The organism is Rhizobium sp. 768_B6_N1_8, assembly GCF_051811225.1.
Taxonomy (GTDB): domain Bacteria; phylum Pseudomonadota; class Alphaproteobacteria; order Rhizobiales; family Rhizobiaceae; genus Rhizobium.
In genome coordinates this window covers 974261-993447 of record NZ_JBPWPV010000002.1, presented here as the reverse complement: position 1 = coordinate 993447, position 19187 = coordinate 974261, and the positions used below count along the sequence as shown (strand labels likewise).

Genomic DNA, 19187 nt, shown 5'->3' with positions numbered 1-19187 from the left:
CGGGCGGCCTGATGCTCATCCGATACTCGATGCCTTGACCGACCAAACCCTCGGTAAGGGCTAGCGATTATCATCCCGATGTCAATCTTCATCGTTGCCAGCTCAAAGCTTCGGGCTAAGCGCCACGATCGCAGCGAAACGGTCCCAATCCTTCGACGCTTTCGGGGTCCATGCAGCTTCGGCAATTGCCGGAAGACGTGGGAAGACGAGGCGGTTGAAATAGCCGCGCGACAGGAAGTGCTCCGACCAGATGCAGGCCTGGACGCCTTTCAGCTTATGCTTCAATTCCTCCGGGAATTCGCCGGCTGCTTCATAGGCATAGGTGTGGGCCGGCGGTACCGTACCGGCCCAGCTCGCGCCCGGTTCCTGGAAGGCTTCGGCCTGGACCATATCGAGATAATAGGCCTGACCCGGCGTCATGACGACGTCATAGCCTTGTTCGGCAAGCTCGATGCCGACCTGCGGATTTTCCCAGGCCATCAAGAGGCTGTCCTTTGCCGCGACCCCGCCGCCATGGGCGACCTCGTTCCAGCCCGCGAGCTTGCGGCGGCGCTTGTCGAGCATCGTCTTGACCTGCTTCAGGAAGTAGGATTGCAGCCCGAAGGTGCCGGAAATGCCTTCTTCGGCCATCAGCTTCCTGGCAAGCGGCGAGGCGAGCCAGGAGCCGTTCGCCACTTCATCGCCGCCGACATGGATGTAGGATGAGGGGAACAGCTCGACCATTTCGTCGAAGACCTTTTCCAGGAATTCGTAGGTCAGCGGCACGGCCGGGTTCAGCGCGTTGTTCGGATAGCCCTGGACAGAATGGTAGCTATCCGGCGCTTCCTGGCCGTCCGTCAGATCGGGCAGGGCAACCAGCGTCGCCGCATTGTGGCCGGGGATGTCGATCTCCGGAACCACCTCGACATGAAGGGCGCTTGCATGCGCGACGATGTCTCTGACATCGTCCTTCGAGTAGAAGCCGCCGACAGGCTCCGCGCCATTGCCAAGCTGCGGGAGCAGCGGTTCGTCCGGGCCCCGCAACACGCCCGTTGTCGTCAGCTGCGGATAGGCCTTGATCTCCAGACGCCAGGCCTCGTCATCGGTCAAATGCCAGTGGAAGATGTTGAACTTGAACCAGGCAAGGATGTCGATCAGCCGCTTGACGTCATCAACCGGATAAAACTGCCTGGAAACGTCGAGATGGCAGCCGCGCCAGCTATAGCGGGGCCGATCGGAAATCGTTCCGGAAACCGGGAATTGGAATTTGCCCTTGCTTACTCGCGCGCCGTTCAGCATTTGTGCGAGCGAGGTCAGGCCATACTGGCGCCCAGCAGCGCCGGAATAGGAAAGTGTCACGCGATCGGCCGAGAAGGTCAGCCGGTAGGCTTCGGTGTCGAGCGAGGCGTCCTTGCTGAACGTAAGGGCGCGCCCCTGCGGCGAGGCGACCAGATTGAAAACCGAATGGTCGCTTTCGAAAAGGCGGCGGGTTAGAGAAATGCAGGCGGATATTGCCGACAATTCGTCTGCGCTGGCACCCTCCGGATAGAGAATGACCGGAAAGCTATCGCCCGGCTTCGCATCGATTTCGGCCGGCCACGGCTGCAGCGCAAAAGGCAGATCGAGCCGGCCCTCGGGCAAAAGCGCGGGCGGAGGCTCGCTGGTACGGCCTTCGAGAAGCAGATCGGAAACGGCGACCGGCACATGTTTACCGGATGACAATGTGAGATAGGCGGACTTTGCTCCATCAGTGCAATGCCGCGCCGGGCGGTGCAGGCCGGCGACTGTGAACGTCCAGCTTTCACCAGCAGCGAGGGTCAGCCCGGCCGGTGGTTCGAATTCATGAAAATTGGCGTTGCGCCTGAGAAAGGTGGCATTGCTGCATGCGGCAGCATCGATGACGCGAGTGAGCGCGGTGTAGACAAGCTTGAAACCGGAAAGCGCCTCAGTGGAAAGATTGAAAAGCGTGAAAGTGAAGGCGCCATTCGGTCCGCCATCAGGGTTCCAGCTGCTTTCCAGGCGATAGTCGGCCGGTTTCATATCTCGTTCCTCTCGGTGTATCCTATGAATTTCAGTAGTGCTCGGACTGAGAAAAAGTACGGGCAAGCTCGGCCTGACCGGCTGTCAGGCCACAGTCGACCGGCAAGCAGACGCCGGTAATCGCCGCAGCCTGGGGACCAGCCAGGAAGGCGACAGCATTGGCGACGTCTTTCGGATCGACCACGCGCTGCAGCGGATACCAGCGACGGGCATCCTCGAACACATTGGGATTGGCTGCCGCGCGAACTTCCCAAGCCTGCGTCTTCACCGTTCCGGGGGCAACGGCATTCGCGCGGATGCCGAATTTTCCATATTCAACGGCGACCAGCCGGGTGAAATGCAGAAGGCCGGCCTTGGCGGCGCTGTAGGCAGGATGCCCGAACACGTTCATGCCGTTGACCGAGGCAATGTTGACCATGGAGCCCCGCGACGCTTTCAGCTGGTCTTCGACGGCGCGAAAACAGAGAAATGCCGCTTCGAGATTGAGCGCATTGTCGGCACGCCAGATCTCAGGCGTCGTATCATGCAGGCTGACGGCGCGGGCTGCACCCGCATTGTTGACGAGCGTGCGTAGGCTGCCAAGATCGACTGCGCGCCCGGCAAGCGCCGCAACGCTCGTCTCGTTGGTCACGTCGCATTCGAAGGCGACGAAGCGGTCGGACGGTCCGAGTTTGCCGGCAACGGCTGCTGCAGCGTCGGCATTGATGTCCGCGAGCAGGATAATGTCGTGGTCATCGGCGAGCCGACCAGCGATCGCCGCTCCGATATCGCCCGCTGCTCCCGTGACGATTGCCACTGATTGCGTCATTTGCCGCTTCCTTCCCTTGATCAATCGCCGAGCAGCTGCTTGTCGTCGTCGCCGTCGCGGTGGGTGATGAGCTGTTGCTTGATGCGCCTCAGCGTGACTGTCGCCTTCGGCTGGATGGCGTAGGCGACGAGGCTCGCCAGGATATCGACGGTGGCGATATAGGCGATACGCGTCGATGTCGGGCGATAGATGTTTGTGCCTTCCGGAATATCGATCGGCACGACGATCTCGGCGGCCCTTGCGACGGCGCTGTCGGACTGCGTCAGCGCGATGGTTTTGACCTTGGCTTCGCGTGCCAGCGCAAAGGCCCGCACCAGTTCGGCATTGCGTCCGGAAAAAGACGAGCCGATGATCACATCGCCGGCCTTCGCCGCTGCCGCCATCATCAACTGCATGCTGTGGTCGGAGCTGGCCGTAATGCGCAGGCCAAGCCGAAAGAGCCTATTTTGCAACTCATCGGCGATCATCGAGGAATTGCCGCCCGACCCGAAGGCATAGATCATCTCCGCCTTGGCAATCTGCGCAACGGCGGCCTCGATCGCAGTCAGGTCCAGCGAGCGGTGCACCAGGAAAAGGGCGTTCTGCGCCTTGGTGATGATATCCTGGGCGACATCGGCCGGATCGCTGCTCTTTGATTCCGGCTTCAGGTAACGCACACCGACATGAGCGGTGCGCGCGAGCTGCACCTTGAAATCGGAGAAGCTGTCGCAGCCGAGGCGGCGGCAGAAACGCGTGACCGTCGGTGGCGAGACTTCTGCGCGTTCGGCAAGCTCGATGATCGAGGCATTCACGGCGAATTCGAAATCGTTGACGATGATGTCGGCGATGCGGCTCTCGGAGGCGGAGAGGCGGCTCCTGTCTTCCTGCAATGTGGAAAAAATATCCAAGCCTGTCCTCCCGCCGATCCGTCAGTCAGCTCTTCTTCTTGTAGGCAACGCAGTCGATTTCGACCTTGCAATCCACCATCATGGACGATTGGACGCAGGCGCGGGCCGGCGGATGTGCGCCGAAATAGTCCTGATAGATTTTGTTGAATGTCCAGAAATCGCGCGGATCGTCCAGCCAGACGCCGACGCGCACCACGTCCTCGACGCCGTATCCGGCCTCGTCGAGAATGGCGAGCACATTGGCGATCGTCTTGTGCGTCTGGGCAATGATATTGCCGTCGATAATCTCGCCGTTTTCCATCGCCACCTGACCGGAAACATAGAGCCAGCCATCAGCCTCGACCGCGCGCGCGAAAGGCAACGCCTTGCCGCCGGCGCCGGTCTGAACAGTGCCATATCGCTTGATGGACATGTCGGGATCCCTGCAAATTATTTTCTTGATAAGTTGACAAGGGACCATAGAAAGCAGATTTTGACCAGTGAAAAACGCCATTTATGAAAAGAATTTAAATCGGGAGCTATGATGCGTGATCCTTTCAAGAATCCTTTTCTGTCCTCCGATACTGCACGGCACGCCATCTGGGAGATGCTCGTGCCCCGCGACATCGACGCATTTCTGGCAGCCGACTGGTCGATGGTCGAAGATGATTTCGTTGAGGAAGGCTTCATCGGCATCGATGGCCGCAAGCAAGTCAGCCCCGACAAGTGGCGTCTGGCATTCCCCGCACTTTCGGCCTATCGCGACGAGTGGCTGAGACAGGCAAAGGATTTTGCCACACAGAGCTTCGCCGAGGATACCCGCACCGCGATCTTCACGACCACGACGCTCGAGGACATCGAGATCGAGGGCGGCATGGCTCTTGTCCGCAAGAAATTCGACGGCGGCCTGACGAAGAGTGATGGTACCCGTGACCTCATGCAGTGGCAGACGCTCTATTATTGCAGGTTCCACGGGGGACGGTGGAAAATCTGCGGATTTACCGGCTACCTGCCAAACCCGATGGGTTGAGGCGGGACCGCAAAACAAGGCCAACTCATTTGCGCATTTTCACGGCAGCACTGGCGACCGAAACCAATACGTTTTCCCCGATCTGTGTGGATCGCCGCGCTTTCGAAGCGTCTCTTTATGCCCCGCCCGGCCAGCATCCGGAAACGCCCACACTCTGTACCGCGCCGATCACTGTCGGTCGCCGAGTCGCCGCTGAAAAGGGCTGGGAGCTGATCGAGGGCACGGCAGCCTGGGCAGACCCGGCCGGCCTCGTCAACCGTCAGGCCTATGAAGGGCTGCGGGACGAAATTCTCGACCAGCTCCGCGCCGCAATGCCTGTCGATGCCGTGGTGATGGGGCTGCACGGGGCAATGGTGGCCGCGGGATATGAGGACACGGAAGGCGATCTCCTGACGCGCATCCGCGACATCGTTGGGCCTGACGTATTGATCTGCGCTGAACTCGATCCGCATAGCCATCTGACCCGGAAGCGCATCGCGGCGCTGAATTTCGCGGTTTATTTCAAGGAATTCCCGCATACGGATTTCGTCGACCGCGCCGAGGATCTCTGGCGCATCGCCGTCGACGCGCTCGAGGGCAGGGTAAAGCCTGTCAATTCGATATTCGACTGCCGGATGATCGACGTTTTCCCGACATCGCGCGATCCGATGCGCTCCTTCGTAGACAAGATCATGCGGATCGAGAAGGAAGATCCGGAAATCCTGTCGATCTCCGTAGTCCACGGCTTCATGGTCGGCGATGTGCCCGAGATGGGCACCAAGCTGCTTGTCGTCACGGACAACAATCCGGAAAAGGGTGCGGCGCTGGCGCGCGAACTCGGCTTGGAGCTGTTTTCCAAGCGCGGCACCTTCATGGTGCCGCAGATCGACGAGAAGGAAGCCGTATCCCGGGCGATGGCTGCGAAAGCCTGGCCGGTCGTCATTGCCGATGTCTGGGATAATCCGGGCGGCGGAACCGCTGGCGATGCCACCGTCATTCTCGAAGAGCTTCTGGCCCGCCGAGTGGAGAATGCTGCGATCGGCACCATCTGGGATCCGATCGCCGTTCAGATCTGTTTTGCTGCAGGCGAGGGCGCTGAAATTCCGCTGCGTTTTGGCGCAAAGTCGGCACCGGGGACCGGCAATCCCGTCGACGGGATGGTGAAGGTCGTCAAACTGGTGAAGAATGCCGAAATGCAGTTCGGCGAAAGCCTGGCACCTTTCGGGGATGCGGCGCATATCGTTCTTGATGGTATCGATATCATTCTGAACTCGACGCGGGCGCAGAGCTTCGATCCGAGCCTGTTTTCGGTGATGGGCATCGATCCGACCAAGCAGAAGATCCTGGTGATCAAATCGACCAACCATTTCTTCGCATCCTTCTCGAAGATCGCTGCTGAAATACTCTACTGTTCGGCGGGGACCCCCTATCCCAACAATCCGGCGACGACCCACTATCGCCGCGCGCCGAAGACCATCTGGCCGATTGTGGCCGATCCTCATGGAACAGAACGCGGAGCTGCCTGAGATGCATGACAACCGGTTTGCCGTCGTCGCCAAGGCTGGAGACAGGATCGCCGATCTTTCCACGCCCCGACCGATCATCGACGAAGACAGACTGGCCGCCAACATATCAAGGGTCCAGTCTTACATGGACGAGCACGGGCTGAATTTCCGCCCGCATATCAAGACGCACAAGATACCGGCGCTTGCCGCGGCCCAGGTCGCGGCCGGCGCCAAGGGTATCAATTGCCAGAAGGTGACAGAGGCCGAGGTCTTTGGCGAAGCCGGTTTCGAAGACATCCTGATTACCTTCAATATTATCGGCCCCTCGAAGCTCGGACGGCTCGCCGCCCTCAACGATCGCATTTCGGGTCTCAAGGTCGTTGCCGACAGCGACGTGACGGTCGACGGCCTGTCTTCACATTTTTCCGGCCGCAAACCGCTGACTGTCCTCGTCGAATGCGATATCGGCGGCGCGCGTTGCGGCGTCCAGACGCCCGAACAGGCGGTCTCGCTCGCCAGACGCATCGCTGCTGCCGACGGGCTGACATTCGGTGGTATCCTCACCTATCCGAAGCCGCAGGCTGCCGATGCGGTCGAGGCTTTCATCCAGGCTACGCTGAAACGGCTGACGGAAGAGGGAATTGCCTGCCCGATCGTCAGCAATGGCGGCACGCCCAGTCTCTTTCAGGCGCATCTGGTCAAATCGGCGACGGAGCATCGGGCAGGGACCTATATCTATAATGACCGTCAGATGATCCGGATGGGACATTGCACGCAAGACGATTGCGCAATGCACGTCCTGGCAACCGTCGTATCGCGGCCGAATGCCGACCGCGCCGTTATCGACGCAGGCTCGAAGGCGCTGACCTCCGATCTTCAGGGCTTTGCCGATTTCGGCCTCGTCGTCGGATATCCCGAGGCAAAGATAGCCAGCCTCTCGGAAGAGCACGGCGTCATTGACCTTTCGGTCTGCACTGGTGCGCGGCCCCGGATCGGCGAAAAGCTCTTCATCATCCCGAACCACACATGCGTGGTGTCGAACCTGTTCGACACGATGGTCTTCCATCGCAACGGCATCGTCACGCGCGTCGAGGACGTCGCCGCGCGCGGGCTCGTCTGGTAATTGATCGATCGGCCGTTCAGGCCGTTGCAGGTGCCAGCAGGTTCATGTCGATATCGGTGAGCTCGACGCGGCGTTCGAAGGCGACACCTTCTTCGTCAAAGAGATGGCAATCGGCGGCATTGATGCCGACGGCGACCGGCGCATCGGTGCGAATGCCCACACTGCCGGGCAGCATGGCGCAGAAGTTCTCCGTTTCGCCGCCGAGCGCAACATAGGCCACAGTATTTGCGCCAAGCCGTTCGATGACGCTGGGTGCAACCGTCAGCGAAATGTCGCCGGTTCCGAGCTGGATATGCTCCGGCCGGATGCCGAGCGTCATCATCTTGCCGACCATGCCGTCGCGTGGCGTTACAGGCAGGGTTGCCGGCTGGCCGCGATAGTCCACGGTCACGCCCGCCTCGCTTGCAGACGTGCAGGTAACGGGTAGGAAATTCATTTTCGGATTGCCGATGAAGCCGGCGACGAACTGGTTGGCGGGCTTGTGGTAGAGCTCGAGCGGCGCGCCGGTCTGGGAAATATTGCCGGCATCCAGCACGACGATCCGGTCGGCCATTGTCATGGCTTCCACCTGGTCGTGCGTCACATAGATCATCGTCGCCTTCAGCTGCCGGTGCAGCTTGGCAAGTTCGATGCGCATATCGGCGCGAAGGGCGGCATCGAGGTTCGACAGCGGCTCGTCAAACAGGAAGATTTTCGGCTCGCGAACGATGGCGCGGCCGATAGCGACGCGCTGGCGCTGTCCGCCTGACAGCATGCCGGGCTTCTGCTGCAGCCTCGTTTCGAGATGCAGGATACGTGCGGCATTCTCGACCTTGGCCTTGAGCTTTTCCTCCTCCATCTTTTCCACACGAAGAGGGAAGGCGATGTTTTCGAAAACCGTCATGTGCGGGTAGAGCGCATAGGACTGGAAGACCATGGCGATGCCGCGCTTGACCGGCGGCAGGTCGTTGACCCTGACGCCATTGATGATGATGTCGCCCTTGGTTGTCGCGTCAAGACCTGCGATCATGCGCAGGAGGGTGGACTTGCCACATCCCGAAGGCCCGACGAAGACAACGAACTCGCCGTCCCTGACGTCAAGCTCGACGCCTTTGAGAACTTCGTAGTCGCCATAGAATTTTTGAACCTTGTTGAGCTGAAGCTGTCCCAAAAATCTGTCTCCGGTCCCGGCCTGAACACGCATGAATTGGTCGGTGAGGATCGCAGATCGTCGACCTGCGATCCTCGACGTCGATTTACTTGAAGGCCTCGATCTCGCCTGCAGCCTTCTTCAGAGCGGCTTCAGGCTCGGCCTTGCCGGTGACGACGGACTGAACCATCTCGATCATCGAATTCTGGAAGCCCTTGTAGTCGGTGAAGAGCGGCTCGGGACCACCGTAGCTGATGCCCTCGATGAACGGCTTCCAGAAGGGGTCCTTGGCAACGAATTCGTCGACCTTTGCGGACGGACGCAGCGGGGTGAGGCCGGCGCCGCCCTGCAGTTCGTATTCGCCCTGGATGTCGGGTGAGGTGATGTACTTGGCGAATTCCATCGCCTTGTCCTCGACACCAGAGCCCTTGAAGATTGCAAGGCTGTCCGTGATCAGCAGCGTGCCTGCACCCTTGGCATCCGGACCGAGCGGCAGCGTCGTGACGCCCCAGTTTATCTTCGTATCCTTCAGGCGATAGGCGGCACCCGAGCCGGCCTGGATCATCGCGACCTTGCCATCAAGGAAGATGGCGCGGACTTCATTCTGCTCATAGGCGGTCGGGCCTTCTTCGGCAGAGGCCGAAATATCCTTATAGGCCTTCAGTGCAGCAAGAATCTGCGGGCTGTCGAGCGTGATCTTGCCTTCGGCATCGGTCACCGCGCCATTGTTGGTGTAAACCCAATGCATGAACTGGTGCATCGTGTTGTCGAAGGTCTTGGCGGAGAGACCAAAGCCCGGAATGCCGGTCTTTTCCTTGATGGTCTTTGCCATCTGGATTTCTTCGGCCCAGGTCTTCGGCGGTGTTTCGGGGTCGAGGCCGGCCTGCTTGAAGAGATCCTTGTTCCAGTAAAGCGCCTTGGTGGAGAAGGCGATCGGAACGCCCCACTGGTTGCCGTCGAAGGTGACCGTGTCGACGATATGCGGGTAATAACCCTTCTTCTCGTCATCGGTCATCGGAACGGGAACGATGAGGTCGTTCTGCGCGAATTCCTTCAGCGTGCGCGAGCCGACATAGGCCATGGCGACAGGCGTGCCGGCGGCAGCCAGCGTCGTTGCCTTGTCCTGGCACTGAGCCCAGCCGACGACTTCCGGCGCAACCTTCCAGCCGGCGTTCTTGGCTTCCCATTCCTTGATATATTTGGTGTGGATCGGGTCGATCGTGTCGCCGCAATAGATCCAGCTGATTTCCTTGTCGGCTGCCTGGGCCGTGACCGCGGTCAGTGCCGTCGAACCAAGCAGGGCGAGCGCCATAAGGCCAGTCTTGATGGTAATGCTCACGTCGTTACTCCCATTCTCGTTGTTAGCTGTTCACTCTTTATTGTTGGTCTTATTGTTTCACCGCACCGGCGGTCAGGCCGCCGACGAGATAGCGCTGAAGGAAGAAGATGACGATCATCGCCGGCGCAATGCCGACGAAGGAGGCCGCCATCAGTTCGTTCCAGATGACCTCCTGCTTGCCGAAGTAAGCGAAGAGTCCCACCGGCAGGGGCATGTATTCAGTCTTCGAGTTGAAGGTCAGCGCGAAGATGAACTGCTGGGCATAGGCGCCGATGAAGGTGGTGATCGCGACGACGATAATCCCCGGCATCGCAATGGGCAGAATGACACGACGCAGCGTATAGAAATGGCTGGCGCCATCCATGTAGGCCGCTTCGTTGAGTTCTTGTGGAATTCGGATCATATAGGTTCGCAGCAGCCAGATCGCCGAAGGGATCAGGAAGGCGACGCCCGGCACGATCATCGCAAGATAGGTGTTCAAAACACCGATGCTGCGCATCAGGCGGAAGAGCGGGATGAGCAGGACGGCGCCGGAGAACATGTTCACTGTCAGGAAGGCGCCGAGCAGAATGCCCATGCCCCTGAACTCGAATTTCGCGAAGGCATAGGATGCCGGAATGACGAGGCAGAGCACGATCACGGTGACGATGATCGAGATGAAGAACGAGTTGAAGATGTAGCGACCGAAGCCCGGTACACTGATCCACATCGTCCGGTAGGCCTCGAACGAGCCGTTTTCCGGCCAGAAGCGGTAGGGCGAGGAGAACAGCTGGCTCAGCGGCTTCAGCGACACCAGGAAGCCTTCGACGAAGGGCGACAGCACGAAGAACAGGAAGAGCGCTATGCCGCAGTAGATGAGGATGATTTCCCACCAGCTGTAGCGATCGATCATGGGACGGCTGCTCATGCGCGCTTCTCCGGATTGAGGCGGCGGGTGACGCGGAAATAGGCGAAGCAGAAGAGCGACAGGAAGATGCAGATCAGCACCGCCCGCGCTGCCCCTTCGCCATATTTTTTCGAGCCGATCGCCGTCTGATAGGTGTCGATGATCATCGTCGTCGTTTCGCCGCTCGGACCGCCCTGCGTCAGGATCCAGATAATGTCGAAGGAGTTGAAGGTCGCAATCAGCGACAGCATCGACATGGTGATGATGGCCGGAACCATGAGCGGCAGAGTGATGCGGCGGAAACGATACCAGCGGCCGGCGCCGTCGGTCCATGCCGCTTCATAGAGATCCTTCGGGATCGACTGGATCGCGGCGAGGAAGTAGATCGTCACCAGCGGCACACCGATCCAGACGTCGGTCACGATCGTTGCCCAGAAGGCGGTGCTGCCGTAGGCGAGGAAGGCGACCGGACCGTCGACGAGGCCGAAGCGCTGCAGCAATCCTGAAATCATCCCGAACTGGCCATTATACATCCAGCCCCACATGAAGATGCCGATTGCCATCGGCACGATCCATGGCGGCATGGTCAGCAGTCGAAACAATGAACGGCCAGGCACGGCGGCGTTCAGCATGGAGGCGCCGAAGGTGCCGATGATCATCTTCAGGGCGACCGAAAAGAAGGTCCAGATGAAGGTTCGGACAATGACTTCCGCAAAGGTGGAATTGAAGATCTTCTCGTAGTTGACCCAGCCGACCCAGTTCGTGACCTTGCGTAGCGATGCATCCGTGAACGACAGGATGAACGTATCGACCAGTGGATAGGCGACGATCGCGAGCACATAGAGGACGGCCGGAAGGAGAAGGATCCAGGCGAAGATGACGGCACTTTTCTGAGCACTCATCTTGCCGTTCTCCTCAGGCCGCTCTGGCGTGTAGCGCCTCGTCGAACCGGTCCCATATGGGACGAAGGTCGATCACGGCCTTCTTCATGCGAGCTTCATCCATGGCAAGTGCCAGGATGCCTGCCTCCAATGCGTTCAGCGTAGAGACCGGCAGATCCGACCCGGAGCGCACGCTTTGCAGAATATCGGCCGCCATCTGCTCGTCGGCCCCGTAATGCTGCGACAATTCGGTCGCGGCATATTTGTTTTCGACGATCTTGTTGCCGGTCAGCTGCTCGTGGACATCGAGATAGCCGCGGACGAAGTCGCCCTCGGCCATGCCGCGCGAGCCCATGATGGCGAAGCGGCGGAACTGGTCGGGAACGTTCAGGTTGGTGTGGAAATTCATGCCGACGCCATTCGCGTATTCGACGATCGCCACCTGATAATCGATGATGTCGGCGTCGCTGTCGAACACCTTGTCCGAGCCCATCCAGCCGCTTGGCTTGCGGTGGAAGAGTTCCAGATCGTTGATGCCTTCGCGCGCCGGGTCATTGGCGGGAATGAAGCTCTTGCGGCCGCCGAAGCTTGCGACGCGTTCGGGGCGGGCGCCGATCACACCATTATAAAGGTCGAGGTCATGGCAGCATTTTTCCAGCATGAAACTGCCGGAATAGCGCTCGTAGCGGCGCCAGTCGCGCATGAAGAAGGCGCCGTGATAGGGTTCGATATGTTCAGAGGCTTCGATGGAGACGATATGGCCAAGCTTGCCTTCGGCCTGGATGGCGCGCAGATCCTTGTAAAGAGGAGAGTAGCGCAGCACGAGGCCGACCATCAGCCGCTCATGGCCGAACTTGGCCATCAGATGGGCAAGTTCGATGCTTTCGGCGATCGTGGTGACAATCGGCTTTTCGCAGAAGACCTTGAGACCAGCCTCAAGACCGAGGCGGATATGATCGAGATGCATGTGGTTGGGAGAGCCGATCATCAGGAGATCGAGCTTGTCGGAGGCGAGGAGCTCTTGCGGTGAAGCATAGGCCTTGCCGACAGAGACGCCCTTTTCCATCAGTCCGGGAAGTCCCGCGGGCTCCGGATCGACGTAACCGACGATCTCGAAGCTGCTGTCGATAGCCTTGAAAACATAGCCAAGATAGCCGAGCCGGAATCCCAGCCCTATGATTCCCACTTTCATGCCAACAATGTTCCCAATTCGTAATTTATTTTCTTCAAGTTGGGACAAAAAACAAGGGCCGTCAACTGAAAACGGGGTTCAGAGCGGATTGATGAAATTAATTTTCATCAATCCGCTCCAACCCCGATGTGACCGGTTGCAAGATCAGATCGGGCGGCTCGAGTACACCCTTCGGCTTTGGCTTCGAGACTATGCGATCGGCGGTTCACTCCGCAGCGTTCGCGTGACGGAGAGAACACAAGGCGGGCTTTAGGGTTTCAAGTCATAGGCTTGGTGAGATGCACGAAGCTCTGCCAAAGTCTTGCCGACGCAGCTGCCGCCACTTGCGCCGCCGGTTGCCTTCGCTTGACCGTCCAGGGTGATCGTACCGCCCATGCGTTCGGATGCCACATAGGTTGCGACACCGTCCTCTGAAATACGTGATATGTAGAAAACGTGATAGGTTTCCTTGTACTTGCATTGGATAAGTATTGGAAATTGGTCAAACGGAGAGGTCTGTGCCTCCGCAGCCGCGAGTGGAAGGCCCGTTAGCGCTATCAGGCTTGCGAGGACCGCTTTGGCTGATGCGTTCAATCTTCGACCGGATGCATGCGTCATCGTTCAATCCCCTTTTTCAAGATCGACCTTCGAAATCCGCTGCAGCTAGATCGTCAGTGCGACGAGCGCATCACGGTCGAGAAGTCGGACAATGCGTTGCAGTTTGCCGTTGAGACAAAGAATTCGTTTTTCGCGTAGTTTCGTAAAGCAACGGGCGACGGTCTCGACCGTCAGCCCGAGATAGTCGGCAATATCGCTGCGCGACATCATCATATCGAATTCGCAATCTCCGGGATAACGATCAGCCGTTTCATAAACAAAGGCGGCGACCCGCTTCAGTGCGCTTTGCTCGGTGATGACGAGCTGTTTGTGCTGTGCCTTCGCGAGGTTCGTCAGGGCAATGTGGAGAAGGTCTATCGGGACGACTGCCTCCTGATTGGCGCGAAAGGGCTTTATACAGGTTTCACAGACGGCTTCTGCAAAATCGGTTCGTACATTGCCCGTCTCGAGCCCGAACCATTCACCCTTGCCGCAAAAGGACAGAATATATCGCTGCCCGCTTGCCGTGAGGCGGTAAATCCGCACCGCGCCCGCTTCGACCTGATAGATCGCAAACGCGTGTTCACCTTCGCTATAGATCGTCTCGTCGGCCTTGAGCCGGATCGATTGATCCTTAGCCGTTCCGGCAACGCTGCCATAGCGATGGCCAGGAAACGTCGTGTGCTTTGCGATCGTTTGGTTTTGAAGCATATGCGTCGCTCCCATTCGTATCGCAGCATAGGCAATCGCTGTCCGCCCCGGTATTCGAGATATCCCTTACGTATCGCTACGGAAGCCCAGAACCACCAATAGGTGTATAAAGCCATTCCCCCTGATGAGAGCGATACGAAGGTATCGAGGGAGGTCTGGATGGTATCGGAAGAGGGAGGGGAAAACCGCGCACTTCAAGACTCTGCAAGCGTGCGTGCGCAGCTTGACCTTATACTCGCCAGTCCGGAATTCCTTGCCCCGGAGCGCGGGCGCCGCTTCCTGCAATATATCGTTGAAGAGACACTTGAAGGGCGCAGCGAACAGCTCAAGGCCTATACGATTGCACAAGCGGTTTTTGGCCGTGATGCATCCTTCGATGCACAGAATGATCCAGTTGTCCGCATCGAGGCGGGGCGGATCCGTCGAGCGCTCGAACGATACTACCTGGTCTGCGGAAGCAGTGATCCAATCCGGATTACTGTCCCCAAAGGAGGTTATGCGCCGCACTTTTCGAGCGCAGAAGACAGTTCGTATGTAGCAGAAATTTCCGCCCCGCAGAACCGCGAGAGCAAGCGGCGCGCCCCCGGGCAGGAGCGGGCGGTGAGCTATCGTGATCTCCTGTTGCCGATCGGCGTCCCCGCGCTGTTCGGGGCAATGGCCATACTCGCTCTTGTTCGTCCGCTTGAAGCCTATCTCTCCCCACCAGAGACGTCGCCGGCGCCTGCCGCATCAAAGTCGGAGAGCAAGGTCAGGGTTGCGGTCGAACCCTTCGTCGCTCTCGGCGGCAGTGCGCAGGGAGCTGATTTCGTGAAGGGATTGGCCGATCAGCTGATTGCAAAGCTCATGAAGGTGGAGAGCCTTACTGTGCTTGCTCCAGGCCGATCCGGGGCGGAAATGACCGGTTCGTTTTTCAGCCTGCAGGGAAGCGCTCTCATCGAGGGTACGATCCTTCATCTGCATGTCCGCCTGATAAATGCCGCCGATGGCGCGGTCACCTGGGCAAATCAATATGATCGAGACCTGCGCGGCCAGGCCATTCTCGACGTCGAGGACGAGATCGCCACACAAATCGCGGTGACTATTTCGAACAACCACGGGCTGAACGACGCGGGCGCCGACCCGTAGCTGCCTTATCTTGCTGACAGGGGGCTGATAACCAATCCCGAGGCGCGCAGCCCGTTCAGGAACCGCTCCTGGTCCTCCGGCCGCTGCAGGCGGAGCGAGACTTCCTGGCGTATGTCAGTCATCAAAATGGGCGCGTGAATATTGAGCCAATCCTTTTCCAGCATGGCTTCATCAGTCTTTCCGGCAGCACCGAGAATGGACAGCAGCACAAGGCGATGCATGGGGTTATCATCGAGATCGGACCTTCGCGACCACTTCTCCGCCTCTTCTAGATCTCCTTCCATGAATGCGCACAAAGCCATACCGACCTCGTAGTAACCTTTGGTACCGACACCCTTATTGAGGGCGATCGACAGCAACTCGCAGCCTGACTGCCATTTCCCAGACATCGCCAATCGCAAGCCGTACTCGCCTGCGACTTCCACATCATCAGGGTTTGCAGCATAGGCTGCGGTGCCTGCCTTTAAGGCTTCGTCGGTATCCCCTCTAAAGAAGCTCACCAGCATCTGCGCCTGTAGCACCCGTGGATTGTGCGGCGCGAGCGATGCTGCCCGCTTCACCGCAGCGCTCGCCAGCGCGAGAGGCTGGGTCGACGATAATGTACCGAGCGTATGGCGGAATCTGATTTCGTCGAGATAGACCATGGACAGCAGCGCCCAGGACGTCGCATTGTCGGGAAAACGCCGGGTGGCCTGTTGCAGGCATTCGCGCGCCGCGCTGTGACTTTGCCCTGTCATGGTCTGACGATAGCTGGAATAGACGAGTGTACATTCATGGGCACTTCGGTCTTCCATCTGTGCCGTTCGCGCTATCATATCCGTGTCGGTCTGAAAGATGGCGCCATAGGGCTGTGCGATCGCATTGGCGATTTTTCGCGCGAAATTGCCTTGAATCAAAAGCTGGTTCTGGTCCTGAAGGTCCCCATCGAAATTATTGGCCCAGATGACGGCTCCATCCACTTGGTGCACCAGCCTGACAGCAGCACGCAGCCTGCTTCCATCGATCTGGACATTACCCTGCAGTATGTAGTCGGCAACTGAGACGTGCTCATCACGGAACGGATCTGCGACGACAACGATGTCATCGAACTGGGCGAGTTGTCCGATAATATCGTCCCTCAGGCCTCGCCCGATATCCGAGCCAAGGTCAGCAGGGCTGCTTTCGGCAAAGAATTCGACGATCACCTTTGGCTCAGGACGTGTCGGCGGCAATGCTGCCGTCGGAGCATCACGCAAAGACAATGCGAACGTGAGGGCTAGAAGAAGAAGAGCGAGGACGACGGCCAGCGCAGTCCCGAGACCAATAAGGGTGACCAATCCCGGCCGACGTGTTTCCTCAAGCGAATGACTTTGATCTTCGTACTCAACATTCTCCGGATTGTCTGAGGTCTCGATGGGCTCAGTCGGAGCAAGCGCACCCCGCGCATATTCGAAATGCGGGACATATCCGCCTTTGGGCACAGTAATGACGACGTCGTCCCTCTCGCCTGCGACGAGATAATAACGCTCGAGCGACTTTCGTATTCGGCCGGCCTCGATCCGGACAACAGGATCATTTTGCGGATCGAATGAAGCTTCCCGGCCAAACACCACATTTGCTATCGTAAATGCCTTCAAGAAGTCCGATCGACCGGCAAGCGTCTCGTTGACGACAAATTCCAGGAAATTTCGCCCGCGCTTCGGCGCGTGAAACTCCTCGCTTGTAAGGATTCGTTCGACCTGTCGGCAAACTTCGTCCGTCGTCGGCCCAAAACTGCGGAAAGTATTGACCTTTGCGCTTCTCATGATCGACCTTACGACAAAGATCACGCAGTTATATAAGTCAATTCTAACGCATCATACCCCACAAGTCCGAGGTTGCAAGATTTGCTTTAAGGCTATCGAATATAAGTTGACCCGCTGCCGATCGGCAAAGCCTTTGCGGTTTCAGGCGATTGCGTCGCAGCGTCAATGGTAATGGCCATGCGCATGAGCTCTGCCAGATTGCGCGCGCCCATTTTAGCCATCACATTGGCGCGGTGGACCTCCACCGTGCGCGAGCTGATCCCAAGTTGATACGCAATCATCTTGTTCTGTAAGCCATCGAGTACGCTGATCAGAACCTGGTGTTCGCGCTCCGTGAGCTGGCGGAGCCGTGTGGCGACGCTTCCGGAATCAGGTAAAACACTGCCGGCCCGCCTCTGTCCCATCGCTCCGTTGATAGCGGCAATAAGCACGTCCTCCTTCAGAGGTTTTTCCAGGAAATCGAATGCCCCCGCCTTCATTGCCTGTACAGCCGCGGCAATATCTCCCTGGCCGGTAATGACGATCGCCGGCACGTCTATACTGAGACGTCGCAGGCGATAGAGTAATTCGATGCCGTTAATATGCGGCATGCACAGATCAGTGACCAGACAACTCCGCCCCGACAGCGGCAGAAGTTCTAGGAAGGCTTTCGCACAGCTATGTGCGCGAACAGCAAAGCCTGCCGACACCAGCAAAAACGTTAGAGAGCGCCGGAGCGACTCCTCGTCGTCGACGAGATGGATCGTAAGGTCATTCGCCATCGATTGGGGTCTCCGCCAGCGGAAGCGAAAATGAGAGGATCGAGCCTCCCTGTATTCCCTTGCGCGCGCTGATGTGGCCTCCATGCGCTTCGATGATGCGTTTGGACAATGCCAGGCCCATGCCAAGTCCGCGCGGTTTACTGGTCACGAAGGGACGAAACAGCGCCTCTTCGATCTCGGCGGCAATTCCGCAGCCATTGTCGGATACGTCGACAAACAGATGCGAGAAATCGTCGGTCCTGGTGTGGATCGCGATAGTCGGCTGCTCGACGCCGTCGGTCGCTTCCACGGCATTATGAAGAAGATTGATCAGCACCTGGACGATCTGGACGCGATCTGCGACCACGATGTCCCGCTCGGATTCGAGCCGCAAATCGATGTGAAGGCCTTTCCGGGCCGATCCGGTGAGCCCAAGCGCCGTCGCTTCGGGGATCAACGCGTGCATCGCCTCCAGTCGTTTCTCGCCGGCGCCGCGCTTTGCAAATTCCCGGACGTTCTCGACGATCGTTCCCGCCCACAAGGCGTGCTGCGTGATTTCCGAGAAGGCCTCACGAAGCTCCACGCCGTGCCGCCGGCAGTCGTTCGTCACAAGGCGCTTGCAACCTTCAGAGTAAGCGGCGATCGAGGACAGCGGTTGGGACAGTTCGTGTGCCAGCGTCGCTGTCATTTCCCCAAGTGTGACTATTCTTGCGAGACGCGCCAGCTCACGTTGAAGCTCCTGAACCTGCTGCAATGTCTCACGCTCTGTCCGGAAGTCCTCAAAGATCGCCGCAACGAAGGTTTGTCCTTCGCCTTGTTCTCGGATGATGGTCAGGGCAGTCGGAAACTGAACGCCGATTTTGGTCATTGCCAGACCGGCACGCACTGCGCCCTGGTCTGCCCAGCGTCCCTTGATCTGAACATCCGGCGTTGAAGACCAGACGAAGTCAATCTTACGGTCGAGCAATTCATCTTCTTCATAACCGAACAGGGTCACCGCAGCCCTATTACAGGCTGAAATTCTATTGTTGGCGGTCATGAAAAACACTGCGTCGGGCATGTGTTCGTAGAGTTGCCGTATCCAGTTCGCCTGTGGCCCGTTCTCTTTGCACAAACCTCGCGCGGACTTATCGCGTGCTATTCGCGAGCCGATGAACGAGGTTCGTCCCGTCAGGCTTGAGACATGGGTGCTGAATTCGGTAACATGCGGCGCCTCCATCTTGGTCGACATGATGGTCTCCTCCGCCCTTTGAGAAGCGATCCAGTGCCTCAACGGCCTTTCCCTCCTCAACAATGACAAGAGTTTACCATCTTTGGATGGGGGATCAGTGTAGTATCGCGTAGACTCTATTGGTCTTTTTCTACAACCGCACCTGCTGAAAGCCCGGCGAGCCGGCGCTTTGGGCCGGCCTCATCTCCATTGATCCGGCTCAATGCCTCTGGCTCGTTGTTCCGCTACTCTGGGACGCGATGGGTTTGCAGCCATTTTGAGGG

18 protein-coding genes are annotated in these 19187 nt (G+C 58.5%); 4 read left to right on the top strand and 14 right to left on the bottom strand.

The genetic code is table 11. The features are described 5' to 3' along the window. Positions 1-102: 102 nt before the first annotated feature. Genes AB8B33_RS28930 through AB8B33_RS28915 form a run of 4 tightly spaced genes read right to left on the bottom strand, consistent with a single transcriptional unit; the run spans position 103 to position 4126 of the window. Positions 103-2019 carry a beta-N-acetylhexosaminidase gene (locus tag AB8B33_RS28930; RefSeq protein WP_439017998.1) on the bottom strand — a complete coding sequence of 639 codons (1917 nt, stop codon included), beginning with the start codon at positions 2017-2019 and terminating at the stop codon, positions 103-105. A 31-nt stretch (positions 2020-2050) separates the two neighbouring features. Next, positions 2051-2827, bottom strand: coding sequence for an SDR family oxidoreductase (locus AB8B33_RS28925; RefSeq protein ID WP_310389033.1), 777 nt, complete (start codon positions 2825-2827; stop codon positions 2051-2053). Positions 2828-2847: 20 nt separating this feature from the next. Continuing rightward, the gene (locus AB8B33_RS28920) at positions 2848-3714 is read right to left on the bottom strand and encodes a MurR/RpiR family transcriptional regulator (RefSeq protein ID WP_310389035.1); all 867 of its coding nucleotides are present in this window, start codon (positions 3712-3714) and stop codon (positions 2848-2850) included. A gap of 25 nt (positions 3715-3739) precedes the next feature. After that, positions 3740-4126 carry a RidA family protein gene (locus AB8B33_RS28915; protein WP_113325728.1) on the bottom strand — a complete coding sequence of 129 codons (387 nt, stop codon included), beginning with the start codon at positions 4124-4126 and terminating at the stop codon, positions 3740-3742. A gap of 111 nt (positions 4127-4237) precedes the next feature. On the opposite strand from AB8B33_RS28915, the gene AB8B33_RS28910 reads away from it, so the two are divergent. Genes AB8B33_RS28910 through AB8B33_RS28900 form a run of 3 tightly spaced genes read left to right on the top strand, consistent with a single transcriptional unit; the run spans position 4238 to position 7330 of the window. After that, positions 4238-4723 carry a hypothetical protein gene (locus AB8B33_RS28910; RefSeq protein WP_439017997.1) on the top strand — a complete coding sequence of 162 codons (486 nt, stop codon included), beginning with the start codon at positions 4238-4240 and terminating at the stop codon, positions 4721-4723. Positions 4724-4752: 29 nt separating this feature from the next. Then, positions 4753-6228, top strand: a complete 1476-nt coding sequence (locus tag AB8B33_RS28905; RefSeq protein WP_439017996.1) for a M81 family metallopeptidase — start codon at positions 4753-4755, stop codon at positions 6226-6228. Position 6229: 1 nt separating this feature from the next. Next, positions 6230-7330, top strand: coding sequence for a D-TA family PLP-dependent enzyme (locus AB8B33_RS28900; RefSeq protein ID WP_439018877.1), 1101 nt, complete (start codon positions 6230-6232; stop codon positions 7328-7330). A gap of 16 nt (positions 7331-7346) precedes the next feature. Here the strand turns inward: AB8B33_RS28900 and AB8B33_RS28895 are convergent, their stop codons facing one another. The 7 genes from AB8B33_RS28895 to AB8B33_RS28865 all read right to left on the bottom strand — a co-directional run bounded on the left by AB8B33_RS28895 (position 7347) and on the right by AB8B33_RS28865 (position 14044). Then, the gene (locus tag AB8B33_RS28895) at positions 7347-8480 is read right to left on the bottom strand and encodes an ABC transporter ATP-binding protein (protein WP_439017995.1); all 1134 of its coding nucleotides are present in this window, start codon (positions 8478-8480) and stop codon (positions 7347-7349) included. Between the two features lie 85 nt (positions 8481-8565). Continuing rightward, a complete protein-coding gene (locus tag AB8B33_RS28890; protein WP_439018876.1) occupies positions 8566-9771 on the bottom strand; it encodes an extracellular solute-binding protein in 1206 nt (401 codons plus the stop codon). Positions 9772-9847: 76 nt separating this feature from the next. Next, positions 9848-10705 (bottom strand): carbohydrate ABC transporter permease, encoded by an 858-nt coding sequence (locus AB8B33_RS28885; RefSeq protein ID WP_025669759.1) that lies wholly within the window; start codon positions 10703-10705, stop codon positions 9848-9850. Further along, positions 10702-11586 (bottom strand): carbohydrate ABC transporter permease, encoded by an 885-nt coding sequence (locus AB8B33_RS28880; RefSeq protein ID WP_025669760.1) that lies wholly within the window; start codon positions 11584-11586, stop codon positions 10702-10704. Before AB8B33_RS28880 ends, AB8B33_RS28885 begins: the two co-directional genes overlap by 4 nt. A 13-nt stretch (positions 11587-11599) precedes the next feature. Continuing rightward, a complete protein-coding gene (locus AB8B33_RS28875; RefSeq protein WP_439017994.1) occupies positions 11600-12757 on the bottom strand; it encodes a Gfo/Idh/MocA family protein in 1158 nt (385 codons plus the stop codon). A 249-nt stretch (positions 12758-13006) separates the two neighbouring features. Next, positions 13007-13354, bottom strand: a complete 348-nt coding sequence (locus AB8B33_RS28870) for a hypothetical protein (RefSeq protein ID WP_113319956.1) — start codon at positions 13352-13354, stop codon at positions 13007-13009. A 45-nt stretch (positions 13355-13399) separates the two neighbouring features. Continuing rightward, positions 13400-14044, bottom strand: coding sequence for a helix-turn-helix domain-containing protein (locus AB8B33_RS28865; protein ID WP_439017993.1), 645 nt, complete (start codon positions 14042-14044; stop codon positions 13400-13402). Between the two features lie 159 nt (positions 14045-14203). On the opposite strand from AB8B33_RS28865, the gene AB8B33_RS28860 reads away from it, so the two are divergent. After that, the gene (locus AB8B33_RS28860) at positions 14204-15169 is read left to right on the top strand and encodes a hypothetical protein (RefSeq protein ID WP_439017992.1); all 966 of its coding nucleotides are present in this window, start codon (positions 14204-14206) and stop codon (positions 15167-15169) included. 5 nt (positions 15170-15174) lie between these two features. On the opposite strand, the gene AB8B33_RS28855 is transcribed toward AB8B33_RS28860, so the two are convergent. The 3 genes from AB8B33_RS28855 to AB8B33_RS28845 form a co-directional block, all read right to left on the bottom strand. After that, positions 15175-16953 (bottom strand): hypothetical protein, encoded by a 1779-nt coding sequence (locus tag AB8B33_RS28855; protein WP_439017991.1) that lies wholly within the window; start codon positions 16951-16953, stop codon positions 15175-15177. Between the two features lie 92 nt (positions 16954-17045). Beyond that, the gene (locus AB8B33_RS28850; protein WP_439017990.1) at positions 17046-17714 is read right to left on the bottom strand and encodes a response regulator transcription factor; all 669 of its coding nucleotides are present in this window, start codon (positions 17712-17714) and stop codon (positions 17046-17048) included. Continuing rightward, positions 17704-18912 carry a sensor histidine kinase gene (locus AB8B33_RS28845; RefSeq protein WP_439017989.1) on the bottom strand — a complete coding sequence of 403 codons (1209 nt, stop codon included), beginning with the start codon at positions 18910-18912 and terminating at the stop codon, positions 17704-17706. Before AB8B33_RS28845 ends, AB8B33_RS28850 begins: the two co-directional genes overlap by 11 nt. Between the last annotated feature and the right edge of the window lie 275 nt (positions 18913-19187).